The organism is Mesorhizobium sp. P3_A10, assembly GCF_056403175.1.
Genome location: NZ_JBFUFZ010000004.1, coordinates 312,212 through 323,824 on the forward strand (window position 1 = coordinate 312,212; position 11,613 = coordinate 323,824).

Genomic DNA, 11,613 nt, shown 5'->3' on the forward strand with positions numbered 1-11,613 from the left:
GGTCTCCTCCTGCCGGGCTGGTGCATGCGGCAGCGGTACCATCTGCGAACTGACCGTCATCCGGCCGGGTCGCTGTCCCGCTGGCTGCCTGCAGATTTCACGTCATTGATGCTGTTGACCTGCCAAAGTGTCCGGCAGCCGCATTGAAAAATCAATTGATATTGTTAGGGTGTTGCTTGTGAGAAAATCTCACAGAGTGTCAGGGCATCAATGGCCAAACGTCTGCCACCTCTAAATCCCCTGCGCGCCTTCGAGGCGACGGCGCGCCATGCCTCGCTGACCAAGGCGGCGGCTGAGCTGAACGTCACCCATGGCGCCATCAGCCACCAGATCAAGGCGCTCGAACAATCGCTCGGCGTCAAGCTGTTCGAGCGCACCGGTCAGCGAGTGAAGCTCACGCCGCATGGTGCTGAACTGCTGCCGGCGGTGTCGACCGCCTTCGACGGCATTGCCGCAGCCACGCAGCGCATGACCAGGCCGGCCAGCGCCGGCACGCTCTCGGTCTCCTGCGTTCCGGCGCTGCTGCTTTTGTGGATGACGCCGCGGCTCGGCAGCTTCATGGCGCAATATCCCGATATCAGGCTGACGCTGATCCCCTCCAACGACGCCAAGGACATCCGCGCCCCGCAGATCGATGTCTGCGTGCACTATGGCGACGGCAGCTGGACCGATTGCTGGATGCGCAAATGGTCGGGCCTCGAACTGTTCCCGGTGGTCAGCCCGACGCTGATCAACAACCGGCCGATCCGCACGGTGCGCGATCTCGCCGATCATGTTTTTCTGCATGGCGATGACGGCCGCGAATGGCACACCTGGTTGGCCGCCGCCGATGGGCTCGATCTGGAGCGCGGCCGCCGCCACCATCTAGGCGATGCGCGCACCGCGACCGAAGCCGCGGTGCATGGCCATGGCGTGGCGCTCGGCGATTCCGTGACGGCAAGTACGCTGCTCGCCAGGGGCCTGCTGGTCGCGCCATTCAGCCTGTCGGTGCCGGCGGTCGACGATTTTTACGTCGTCTGCCGCAACGAGATGAAGTCGACGCCGATCGTGCAGCTTTTCATCGACTGGCTGTTTGCCGAGAAGGAGCAGGCCGACAGCCGCGCCGACGCGCCGGTGGCCGGCCGTATCGGCATTCGCCGGAAGCGCCCGGCATTGCGCGTGATCGGCGCCAAGACCACAACTTGAGCCTGGCCGTAGGGCCTTCTTTTTGTCGGGCCAGCCGCAAAGCGGGAGGCGCTGTCGAAAATTCAATGCTAAGAGGCTGTTGGCCAGTGCATGTCGCCCAAAAGTGTGCAGCGGTTTTGGGAAAACGACATGCACAAAACTTAAGAGCGAGCAGCGAAGGCGGCATCGAGATATGGCAAAGACCGATATAGCGCGGCGCGTCTACAACCACACCTGGAAGCTCGACCCGATCGTGCGCAGCCTGCTCGACACCGACTTCTACAAGCTTTTGATGCTACAAATGATCTGGGGCATGTACCCCAAGGTCGACACCACCTTCTCGCTGATCAACCGCACCACCACGGTGCGCCTCGCCGACGAGATCGACGAAGGCGAACTGCGCGAGCAACTCGACCATGCCCGCACGCTGCGCTTCTCGAAGAAAGAGATGATCTGGCTGGGCGGCAACAATTTCTACGGCCGCAAGCAGATATTCGAGCCGGAATTCCTCGCCTGGCTCGAGAATTTCCGGTTGCCCGAATACGAGCTTTCCAGGCACGGCGGCCAGTATGAGCTGACCTTCAGCGGCCCGTGGATGTACACCACGCTGTGGGAGATCCCGGCGCTGGCCATCATCAACGAACTCCGATCCCGCGCGGCCATGCGCGCCTTCGGCCCGTTCGCGCTCGACGTGCTCTACGCCCGCGCCAAGGCCAAGATGTGGGCCAAGACCGAGCGGCTGAAGGCGCTGCCCGGCATCCGCATTTCCGACTTCGGCACCCGTCGCCGCCATTCCTTCCTGTGGCAGCGCTGGTGCGTCGAAGCGCTGAAGGAAGGCATCGGCGAAGCCTTTACCGGCACCTCCAACGTGCTGCTGGCCATGGACAACGACCTCGAAGCACTCGGCACCAACGCGCATGAACTGCCGATGGTGTTTGCCGCCCTTGCCGATTCGGAAAAGGAATTGAAGCAGTCGCCCTACAAGGTGCTGCAGGACTGGCAGCGCTACTATGGCGGCAACCTTCTGATCGTGCTGCCCGATGCCTTCGGCACCGCATCGTTCCTGCGCGACGCGCCGGACTGGGTCGCCGACTGGACCGGCTTTCGCCCCGACAGCGCACCGCCGATCGAAGGCGGCGAGAAGATCATTTCCTGGTGGCGCGAAAAGGGCAGGGACCCCAAGCAGAAACTGCTCATCTTCTCCGACGGGCTAGAGGTGGAGACCATCGAGGAGACCTACCGGCACTTCAAGGGCAAGGTGCGCATGTCCTTCGGCTGGGGCACCAATCTGACCAATGATTTCGAAGGTTGCGCGCCGACCGAAACCAACAGCCTCGATGCGATATCGCTGGTCTGCAAGGTGACCGAAGCCAATGGCCGCCCGGCGGTGAAACTGTCTGACAATCCGGCCAAGGCGACAGGTGACCTGAAAGAGATCGACCGCTATTTGCGGATATTCGGCCAGAAGGATCGCGTGGAGCAGCTGGTCAAGGTGTGAGGGGGCGATGCTGACAAGAAGGTATTCTTGGAAAGCATGAGTTCCTTCGCGCCCCCCTCTGTCCTGCCGGACATCTCCCCCACAAGGGGGGAGATTGGCTTTCATCTCTGCCTTCGCCAATCTTCAACGCTGCAAGAACAGCGCCGGCCGAACGACCTGCCAATCTCCCCCCAAGTGGGGGAGATGTCCGGCAGGACAGAGGGGGGCGCCGTAGAGCTCCGTCGTCTGTCGCTGGCTTTATCGCTGGCGGTTGTGTCGATTCTAGCACCCACCCCCGCCTTCGCCCACGCCTCCGACCGCGGCCATGTCCTCCTTCTCCCCACCGGCTACTACGTCGCCGGCGGCGCGCTTGCCGTTGCCGCCAGCTTCCTCGTCCTGGCACTGTTGCCGCCTGACGCGCTCGACCGCTTCTGGCGCCGGCGCCTCTCACTCTTCGCCTTCGGCGACGGCGCACGCACAATCGTCAGCCTGCTATCCTTTGCCGGCTTCGCAATTCTCATCGCTGCCGGCCTGTTCGGCAGCCGCGACCCGCTCTCCAACCCGCTGCCCCTGGTGATCTGGACGCTGCTCTGGGTTGGCCTAGCCTTGCTACAAGGCTTGCTCGGCGACCTCTGGTCGTGGCTGAACCCCTGGTACGGACCCTGCCGCATCGCCACTCGCCTGATCGGTCGTTCCAAGGTCGAAACGCCGGCATCGCGCCTTCCCACCTGGCTCGGCTACTGGCCGGCGGTCATCCTGTTTTTCGCCTTCGCCTGGTTCGAGCTGATCGACCCCGCGCCCGACGACCCGGCTCGGCTGGCCTGGGCCGCCGGTTTCTATTGGCTGCTGAGCTTCATCGCCATGCTGGTGTTCGGTTACCCCCACTGGAGCCGGCGCGGCGAGTTCCTGACCGTCTTCTTCGCCATGGTGGCGCGCTTCGCCATTGTCGAACGCGATGAAGATGGCCGGCTCAATCTCTGCTGGCCGGGCGCCAAGCTGCTCGCGGCCGAGTCGCTGCCGCTCAGCGGCATCGCTTTCCTGCTGCTCAGCCTGTCGTCCGTCTCGTTCGACGGCCTGTCGAAAACCTTCTTCTGGCTCGGCCTGTTCGGCATCAATCCGCTGGAATTTCCCGGCCGCACGGCGGTGATCGGCATCGGCAGTTTTGGCCTCGTGCTGACCTTTGTCCTGCTGGCAGCCGCTTTTGCGCTCGCGGTCATCCTCGGCAAGCGTCTCGCCAACAGCCCCCACTCGCTCAGTCATGCCGCCGGGCTGCTGGTCTGGTCGATCGTGCCGATCGCGCTCGCCTATCATGTCGCGCACTATCTGACGGCACTGCTGGTCGACGGCCAATATGCCATTGCCGCTCTCTCCGACCCATTTGCGCTGGGTTGGAACCTGTTCGGCACCGCCGACATGCAGATCGAAGCCGGCGTGGTCGCCGGCGCCGACTCCGCCTGGTGGCTGTGGAATGTGCAGGCCGGAATCATCATTGCCGGCCACATGCTCGCGGTCCTCGTCGCCCATGGTCTTGCCTGGCGGCTGCAGCCGGTTCCCGCGCGCGCCGCACTCAGCCAATTGCCGCTTACCGTCCTGATGATCGCCTACACCGTCTTCGGCCTCTGGCTGCTTGCCACGCCGACTGCCGGATGAAACAAGGCGACCAGCATGGCTTTGCAGAAAGCTCGCTTGCCAGGTCGCGGCTTTGGTGATTTAGTTTGTACACATGCGATTTCTGCCCTCCCACTTGGGAGTGGACTTGCCTCGTTACAGCCAGTCAAAACTCAAAAACAGGGGAACTGCCGTGACCGACAAGAATGGGTTTTTCGATCTCTCCAAAACCGCCCTTAGCCGCCGCACCGCGCTGAAGGGCCTCGCCGCCGGCACTGGCCTTGCCCTCGCCCCCGGCTTCGTCCGCTACAGCCAGGCGCAAAGCTCGGCGCCGATCAAGATCGGCTTCCAGTCACACCGCACCGGCATCGGCGCCGCCTATGGCCGCTGGTACGAGAAGACGAGCGCCGCCGCGGTCAAGGCGATCAACGACGCCGGCGGCATCAATGGCCGCCCGGTCGAGCTGGTGATCGAGGATGACGGCACCGATCCCGCCCGCGGCGCCGAGGTGGTCGGCAAGTTCGCCACCCAGCACAAGACCGACATCGTCTTCGGCACGCTGTTCTCGCATGTCGTCATCGGCTCGGCGCCCGCCGCCGGCGAAAACAAGATCCCCTATTTCGTCGTCAGCGAAGGCCACCACGTCGCCTCGACCAAATTGAACCGCTACGTCTTCCAGCCCGGCATCACCGACGTGAAGAGCCAGATCCAGTCGATGGCGCCGTGGATCGCCGCCAACGCCGGCAAGAAGGTGACGCAGATATTCCCCGACTTCGCCTTCGGCTACGACCATCGCGACTACCTGCCGCCGGCGCTGAAGGCGCAGGGCGCCGACGTCATCGCCCAGATCGCCATCCCGCCGACGGAATCCTCCTTCACCAAATACTTCCCGCAGATCCCGGCCGAAACCGAGGTGATCTACCACGTCATGGTCGGCCCGGCCGTGCTCACCTTCGTCAAGGAGCTCGGCGAATTCTACGGCTCGTCCCGGCCGCAATTGTTCGGCTTCATGGATTCACTCGAAGCCACCGACATCAACAGCCCCGGCCTCGAATTTTTGGACGGAAGCCATTTCTGGGAAGGCTCGCCTCGCTATGCGCAGGCCGATGACAGCGCCGGGCAAAAAGCCTATCGCGCCGCAGTCGGCATCGACGACAATGGCGCCGCCGTCGGCGATCCCAAGGACGTCTCCACCGCCTCGCATATGTTCGGTTGCTGGGAAACGCTCTACGTCGTCAAGAAGGCGATGGAAGACGCCGGCTACAAGGGACCGGAAGACCGCGCCAAGCTGGTCGAGGCGACCGAGGCCCTGACCGAATTCGCCGAAGGTCCCGAGCATCCGCAGGGACCAAAAACCTTCAACGGCAAGATCCACCAGTGTTTTGGTATTCAGAACATCTCCAAGGTCGAAGGCGGCAAGCTGAAGGTCGTGCACAAGACCAAGATCGAGGACGGCCTCTACGAGGCCGAAGGGGATTATACGACGCAGGCGCTGTGAGCTTAGCCCCTCAAGCATAGTGCGCTTCGAGTCACCCCCCTCTGTCCTGCCGGACCCAGCCCTCCGCTGGCGCTTCGGGCGTTCGTCGTTCAGAAAGCCAAGCAATTGGCTTTCTGTCCGCTGCGCGGACCACGTCTCACCCCCCTCGAGGGAGCCCCATAGGCCGCTATCGGTCATCTCTTTGGGTGCTGCCACCTGCCAACGTCGTCAAGAGGCCGGTTGCGACCACACGAATTACCAATCTCCCCCATTGAGGGGGGTGAGGAACGGTCTGCGAAGCGGACGGAAAGCCAATTGCTTGGCTTTCCGAGTGACGAACGCCCGGAGCGATAGCGGAGGGCCGGGTCCGGCAGGCCAGAGGGGGGTGCCTCGCGCATCCGCCGGAGCTTAGCCCATGCACTTCGGTCCTCACCTCCTCCTCGCCGCCCTCGAAGGCCTCGTCACCTCCGCTGTGCTCGCGCTGACGGCGCTTGGCCTGTCGCTGGTGTTCGGCGTCATGCGCGTCGTCAATGTCGCCCATGGCGAGTTCTTCATGCTGGGCGCGGTGCTGGCCTGGGCCATTACCACGGCAATCGGTGGCCACCCGGCACTCGGCTTCCTCGCCGCGTTAGTGTTGGCACCGCTGATCGTCGGCACTATTGCGCTGGTCGCCGAGCGGTTGGTGCTGCGCCGGCTCAACTACAATCCCGAAGCCACCATCGTCGCCACAATCGGCATGCTCTACATCATCCAGCAGCTGGCGCTAACTTTTTACGGACCGGAGGCGCGCCCAGTGGAGCCGCCGTTCAGCTACCGCATCCTCCTGCCGTGGTTCGGCTATTCCGGCTACAAGCTGTCGATCATCGCCGCCTCCGCGCTGCTGCTTCTCGCGACATGGTTCGTGCTGACGCGCACCAAGATCGGCCTCATCATGCGCGCCACCCAGTATGATAGCGAGACAGCGCAGGCCTTCGGCATTCCGGTTGACCGGGTTTACGCCGGCGTTTTCGCGCTCGGAGCCATGCTGGCGGCAGTCGCTGCGGTGCTGATCGTGCCGATCAGCCAGGCGCACTATTTGATGGGGCAGGACCCGCTGCTCCTGTCCTTCATCGTCGTCATCATCGGCGGCCTCGGCTCGCTGCGGGGCACCGTCGTCGCCGCTGTGCTGATCGGCATGTCGGACGGCATCATCTCGGTGTTCTTCTCGCCGACCCTGGCCAAGATCATCGCCACGCTGCTGGTGGCGATGGTCTTGGTGTTCCGGCCGCAAGGCCTGTTTGGCACGGCGTCGCGATGAGCGAAGCTTCGCCGGCAAAAGCCTATGCGCTGCATCTGGGCGTCATTGCTTTGCTTTTGGCCCTGAGCTTCGTCCTGCCCGAATATCATCACGGCCTGCTTGCCCGCATCATGGTGCTGGCGGTCTTCGCCATGGGCTACAACAAGCTGTTCGGCTATGTCGGCCTGCTCAGCCTCGGCCACGCCATGTTCTTTTCCGCCGGCCTCTATGGTGCCGGCCTCACCGTCATCCATCTCGGCTGGAGCGTGCCGGCCGCCTTTGCCGCCGGGCTTGCCTGCGGCGCGCTGCTGGCGCTGGTGATCGGCCTCTTAGCGCTGCGCACCACCGGTGTCGCCTTCATGATCGTCACCATGATGTTTGCGCAGGTGTTTTATCTCATCATCCTCTATTTCGCCGCCTGGACCGGCGGCGACCAGGGCATGGTGGTGCCGCAGCCGGCGCGTGTGCTCTCCTTCGGTGCGACATCGCTCGATCTCACCAATCCGACCGTGCGCTATATGACGGCGCTATCCCTGTTCTCGGTCGTGCTGCTGGTCACACTTGCCGTCGTCCGCTCCCGCTATGGCCGCGTGCTGGTCGCCATTCGCGAGAACGAGGAGCGCACGAAAATGCTCGGCTACGACACCTTCTCCAACAAGCTCGCCGCCGTCGTCGTCTCCGGCACCATCTGCTCGGCGTCGGGTGCGGCCTATGCGCTGCTGTTCGGCTATGTCGGATCGAGCTTCGCCTCGGTGCAGTATTCCATCCTGCCGCTGCTCTGGGTGCTGCTTGGTGGTGCCGCCACGACGCTAGGAGCACTGATCGGCACGCTGTTCATGTACTATGTCACCGACATCACCAGCGGTTTTACCTCCGCCTATCTGCTGATCGTCGGCATCGCCCTCATCCTGCTGGTGCTGTTTTTCCCCAAGGGCATTTTGGGCAGCATCCGCCAGCGTTGGCTTGGATGGTTGCCATGATGCCGCTGCTGACCACCAAAGGCCTGTCACGCAATTTCGGCGGCCTGCGCGCCGTCAATGGCGTCGACTTCGCGCTGATGCCGGGCGAGATCCGCGCCGTCATCGGCCCCAATGGCGCCGGCAAAACCACCTTCGTCGGCCTGGTCAGCGGCCGCATCCAGCCGTCCTCGGGCATGATCGTCTTCGACGGCGCCGACATCACCAACCTGCCGGCCTATGCCAGGGTTCGCCTCGGCGTCGCCTACACGTTTCAGATTACCAGCGTCTTTGCCAATCTCTCCGCCTACGACAATGTCGCGCTGCCGGTGCAGCGCACGCTGACCAATGGCCGCTCGAAAGGCGCGGTCAAAGCCGGCGTCATGGCGGCGCTTGAGCGCACCGGCCTTGCCGACCGCGCCCATATGGCGGCTGGGCAGCTCTCCTATGGTCACCAGCGGCTGCTGGAAGTAGCCATGGGCCTGGCGCTGAAGCCGCGGCTGCTGATCCTCGACGAGCCGACGCAAGGGCTGGCCGACAGCGAGATCGACAATTTCATCGAACTCGTGCGCGAGATCGCCAAGAGCGCCACCGTGCTTCTGATCGAGCACAACATGCCGGTGGTCATGCAACTGGCCGACCGCATCACCGTCTTCAACGCCGGCAAAATTCTCGCCGAAGGCACGCCTCAGGCGATCCGCGACAACGCCGCGGTGCAGGAAGCCTATCTGGGGACGGCGCCATGACGGAAACAAGGGCGCTGACCATCTCCGGGCTCGACTGCTTCTACGGCGAGGTCCAGGTGCTCTATGGCCTCGACCTGGTGCTCAACAAGGGCGAGGTGCTGTGCCTGTTCGGCCGCAACGGCGCCGGCAAGACGACGACGCTGAAGGCGATCATGGGCCTGGTGCCGGCGAGTGCCGGTTCGATCAGGCTCGATGGTACGGAACTGACCGGCCTGCCGGCGCATGAGGTGCCGAAGGCCGGCGTCGCCTATGTGCCGCAAGGAAGGCGGCTGTTCGCCGAGATGACGGTGGCGGAAAACATCGAGATCGGCCTGATGGCGCGCGGCAAGGGCAAAGCGACGCGGGAAAATGTGCTCGACCTTTTTCCATTGCTGCGCCAGCGGTTGAGACAACGCTCCGGCACGCTGTCCGGCGGCGAGCAGCAGATGCTGGCCATAGCGCGAGCGCTGTGCATCGAACCGCAGGTGCTGCTGCTCGACGAGCCGACCGAAGGGCTGATGCCATCGATGATCGCCAAAATCCGCGAGACGGTGTCGAAACTACGCGAGTTGGGGGTGTCGACCATCCTCGTCGAGCAGCGCGTCGATGCCGTGCTGTCGGTCGCCGACCGGGTCTGCTTCATCGAGAATGGCCGCAACCGCGAAACCGTCGATGTCGCGGAACTGCGCGCCGATCCGTCGGCGGTGCGGCGGTATGTGGGGGTCGGTTGATCACCCAAAAAATAGAAAACCGGCGATCAAGAAAATCGGGATCAGCACTGCGCCCGACCACGCCATATAGCCGAAGAAGCCCGGCATCTTGACGCCGCGATGCCTGGCGATGGCGAAGACCATGAAGTTTGGTGCATTGCCGATATAGGTGTTGGCGCCCATGAACACCGCTCCGGCCGAGATCGCCGCCAGCGTCGAGGCAGCCTCGGTCATCAGATGCTGCGGATCACCGCCGGCCAGCTCGAAGAACACCAGATAGGTCGGCGCGTTGTCGAGGAAGGACGACAGCGCCCCTGTCAGCCAGAAATAGGCGAGGTCGTTGGGCTGGCCGGTGGGCGAGGTGACCAGCGCCACCAGTGGCGCCAGCGCGCCGTCGTGGCCGGCCCTGAGGATAGCGATGACCGGCACGATGCAGATGAATATGCCGGCAAACAGCTTTGCCACCTCTGATATCGGCCCCCAGTTGAAGCCGTTCGCCTCGCGATGGCTCTTGCGCGAGACGGCGAGCGAGAGGAGGGCCAGCGCAAGGACGACGGCGTCGCGCACCAGATTCTGCAGTTCGAGGTCGATGCCGAGGACGGAAAAGCTCACGCCGGGCTTCCAGGTCGCCGAAAGCAGGATGGCGCCGATGACGCCGGCCAGCAGCGGAATGTTGGGCAGGCCGAGGATGCGCACCTTCGTATCCGGCGTCGGATCCTTGATCTTCGGCGCGCCGCCTTCGCGTCGATGCAGGACGATGTCGATGGCCAGGAAGACCGTCAGCACGAGGCCGCCGACGAACAACGTCTCGCGATAGAGATTGGCGGTGGTCCAGAAGAAATCGACGCCCCTGAGGAAGCCGACGAACAGCGGCGGGTCGCCCAAGGGCGTCAGCGAGCCGCCAATGTTCGACACCAGGAAGATGAAGAAGATGACGACATGGGCGTTGTTCCGCCTGGCGTCGTTGGCGCGGATGAGCGGCCGGATCAGGATCATCGAGGCGCCGGTGGTGCCGATGACCGAGGCGAGGATCGCGCCGACCAGCAGTAGCCCGGCATTGACCAGCGGCGTGCCGTGGATGTTGCCGGCCACCAGAATGCCGCCGGAAATGGTGAACAGCGCGAACAGCAGGATGATGAAGGACATATATTCGGTCAGCAGTGTGTGCAGCACGGCCTCTGCGGCCGTTGGCATGCCGAAGGCGAGTGCCAGTGGCACCACCACCAGCGCCGCCCAGAGCGCTGCGATCTTGCCGTAGTGATGCTCCCAGATATGGGCAAACAGCAAAGGCCCGGTGGCGATCGACAACAGCAGACCAGCGAAAGGCAGCGCCCACCAAAGCGACATGGCGGCACCGGGCAATTCGGGGCTCTCAGCCGCGAAGGCGAATTGCGGAAACAGGAGGATGGCTACAGCTGGTATGCATGCAGCCAGGGCCGTCGCCAATCGTGTGAAGCCCCCTTGACGCTTCACAGTCCCGTTAGTCCGACAAATGGTCTTCAAGCACCACGCCGGCCTCATGCATCCGCTTCAGCATCGTCGCGACCGAGCCATTGAGGTCGATGCCGCGGCAGGCATCGAGCCGCACCGTCGTCCTGAAACCCTGCTTCACCGCGTCGAGCGCTGAAAAGGCGACGCAGAAGTCGGTCGCGAGACCGACCAGCGTGAGACTGTCGATGCCGCGTTCGCGCAGATAGCCGGCCAACCCGGTCTGCGTCGTGTGGTCGTTCTCGAAGAAAGCCGAATAGCTGTCGATATCAGGGCGAAAGCCCTTGCGGATCACCAGTTCGGCCTTGGTCCAGGCGAGGCCCGAATGAAAATCCGAACCCAGGCTGCCCTGGATACAATGATCCGGCCACAGCGTCTGCTGGCCGTAGGGCATGTCGATGGTCTCGTAGGGCTGCTTGCCCGGATGGCTGGAGGCAAAGCTCGAATGTCCGGCGGGGTGCCAGTCCTGCGTCAGCACGACATGCTCGGTGCGCCGGATCAGATCGTTGACCAGCGGCACGATCTCGTCGCCGCCGGCCACAGCCAGTGCGCCGCCCGGGCAAAAATCGTTCTGCAAGTCGATGACAACAAGCGCTTCGTCGGCCATGGGGCCTCCCTCTTTTGTCTCAGGCTCCAGTGAAGAATTGCCGCTGATGCGACCGGATGCAGAAACTTGACCAGATGGGCGGCGGCGTCAACCGCCAACGGCATAACAAATGCTTGTGCGCGGGA

General features: G+C 63.6%; 10 protein-coding genes. 8 read left to right on the forward strand and 2 right to left on the reverse strand.

What is annotated here, in order from left to right; all coding sequences use genetic code 11:
- Positions 1-210 precede the first annotated feature (210 nt).
- The 8 genes from gcvA (at position 211) to AC1DXU_RS18380 (ending at position 9,414) form a co-directional block, all read left to right on the forward strand.
- Positions 211-1,185 carry a transcriptional regulator GcvA gene (gene gcvA / locus AC1DXU_RS18345; RefSeq protein ID WP_477371111.1) on the forward strand — a complete coding sequence of 325 codons (975 nt, stop codon included), beginning with the start codon at positions 211-213 and terminating at the stop codon, positions 1,183-1,185.
- A gap of 172 nt (positions 1,186-1,357) precedes the next feature.
- Positions 1,358-2,662, forward strand: coding sequence for a nicotinate phosphoribosyltransferase (gene pncB, locus AC1DXU_RS18350; protein ID WP_477371114.1), 1,305 nt, complete (start codon positions 1,358-1,360; stop codon positions 2,660-2,662).
- A gap of 183 nt (positions 2,663-2,845) precedes the next feature.
- Positions 2,846-4,291 (forward strand): hypothetical protein, encoded by a 1,446-nt coding sequence (locus AC1DXU_RS18355; protein ID WP_477371116.1) that lies wholly within the window; start codon positions 2,846-2,848, stop codon positions 4,289-4,291.
- Between the two features lie 151 nt (positions 4,292-4,442).
- Entirely contained in the window at positions 4,443-5,747 is a 1,305-nt protein-coding gene (locus AC1DXU_RS18360; protein WP_477371119.1) for an ABC transporter substrate-binding protein, read from the forward strand.
- Positions 5,748-6,141: 394 nt separating this feature from the next.
- Positions 6,142-7,023, forward strand: a complete 882-nt coding sequence (locus AC1DXU_RS18365; RefSeq protein ID WP_477371121.1) for a branched-chain amino acid ABC transporter permease — start codon at positions 6,142-6,144, stop codon at positions 7,021-7,023.
- On the forward strand, positions 7,020-7,982 hold the full coding sequence (locus AC1DXU_RS18370; protein ID WP_477371124.1) for a branched-chain amino acid ABC transporter permease: 963 nt from the start codon (positions 7,020-7,022) through the stop codon (positions 7,980-7,982). The genes AC1DXU_RS18365 and AC1DXU_RS18370 overlap by 4 nt, the downstream gene beginning before the upstream one ends.
- Positions 7,979-8,704, forward strand: coding sequence for an ABC transporter ATP-binding protein (locus AC1DXU_RS18375; protein ID WP_477371126.1), 726 nt, complete (start codon positions 7,979-7,981; stop codon positions 8,702-8,704). The genes AC1DXU_RS18370 and AC1DXU_RS18375 overlap by 4 nt, the downstream gene beginning before the upstream one ends.
- Positions 8,701-9,414, forward strand: a complete 714-nt coding sequence (locus AC1DXU_RS18380) for an ABC transporter ATP-binding protein (RefSeq protein ID WP_477371129.1) — start codon at positions 8,701-8,703, stop codon at positions 9,412-9,414. The genes AC1DXU_RS18375 and AC1DXU_RS18380 overlap by 4 nt, the downstream gene beginning before the upstream one ends.
- On the opposite strand, the gene AC1DXU_RS18385 is transcribed toward AC1DXU_RS18380, so the two are convergent.
- Complete coding sequence (locus tag AC1DXU_RS18385) at positions 9,415-10,866, reverse strand: sodium:proton antiporter (protein WP_477371132.1); 1,452 nt, start codon at positions 10,864-10,866, stop codon at positions 9,415-9,417.
- Positions 10,867-10,873: 7 nt separating this feature from the next.
- Complete coding sequence (gene pncA / locus AC1DXU_RS18390; protein ID WP_477310994.1) at positions 10,874-11,488, reverse strand: bifunctional nicotinamidase/pyrazinamidase; 615 nt, start codon at positions 11,486-11,488, stop codon at positions 10,874-10,876.
- Between the last annotated feature and the right edge of the window lie 125 nt (positions 11,489-11,613).

Excerpts from the sequence above, each read along its gene's own strand:
- gcvA (WP_477371111.1), top strand. The coding sequence starts at position 211 with ATGGCCAAACGTCTGCCACCTCTAAATCCCCTGCGCGCCTTCGAGGCG.
- pncB (WP_477371114.1), top strand. The coding sequence starts at position 1,358 with ATGGCAAAGACCGATATAGCGCGGCGCGTCTACAACCACACCTGGAAG.
- AC1DXU_RS18355 (WP_477371116.1), top strand. The coding sequence starts at position 2,846 with ATGTCCGGCAGGACAGAGGGGGGCGCCGTAGAGCTCCGTCGTCTGTCG.
- AC1DXU_RS18365 (WP_477371121.1), top strand. The coding sequence starts at position 6,142 with ATGCACTTCGGTCCTCACCTCCTCCTCGCCGCCCTCGAAGGCCTCGTC.
- AC1DXU_RS18370 (WP_477371124.1), top strand. The coding sequence starts at position 7,020 with ATGAGCGAAGCTTCGCCGGCAAAAGCCTATGCGCTGCATCTGGGCGTC.
- AC1DXU_RS18375 (WP_477371126.1), top strand. The coding sequence starts at position 7,979 with ATGATGCCGCTGCTGACCACCAAAGGCCTGTCACGCAATTTCGGCGGC.
- AC1DXU_RS18380 (WP_477371129.1), top strand. The coding sequence starts at position 8,701 with ATGACGGAAACAAGGGCGCTGACCATCTCCGGGCTCGACTGCTTCTAC.
- pncA (WP_477310994.1), bottom strand. The coding sequence starts at position 11,488 with ATGGCCGACGAAGCGCTTGTTGTCATCGACTTGCAGAACGATTTTTGC.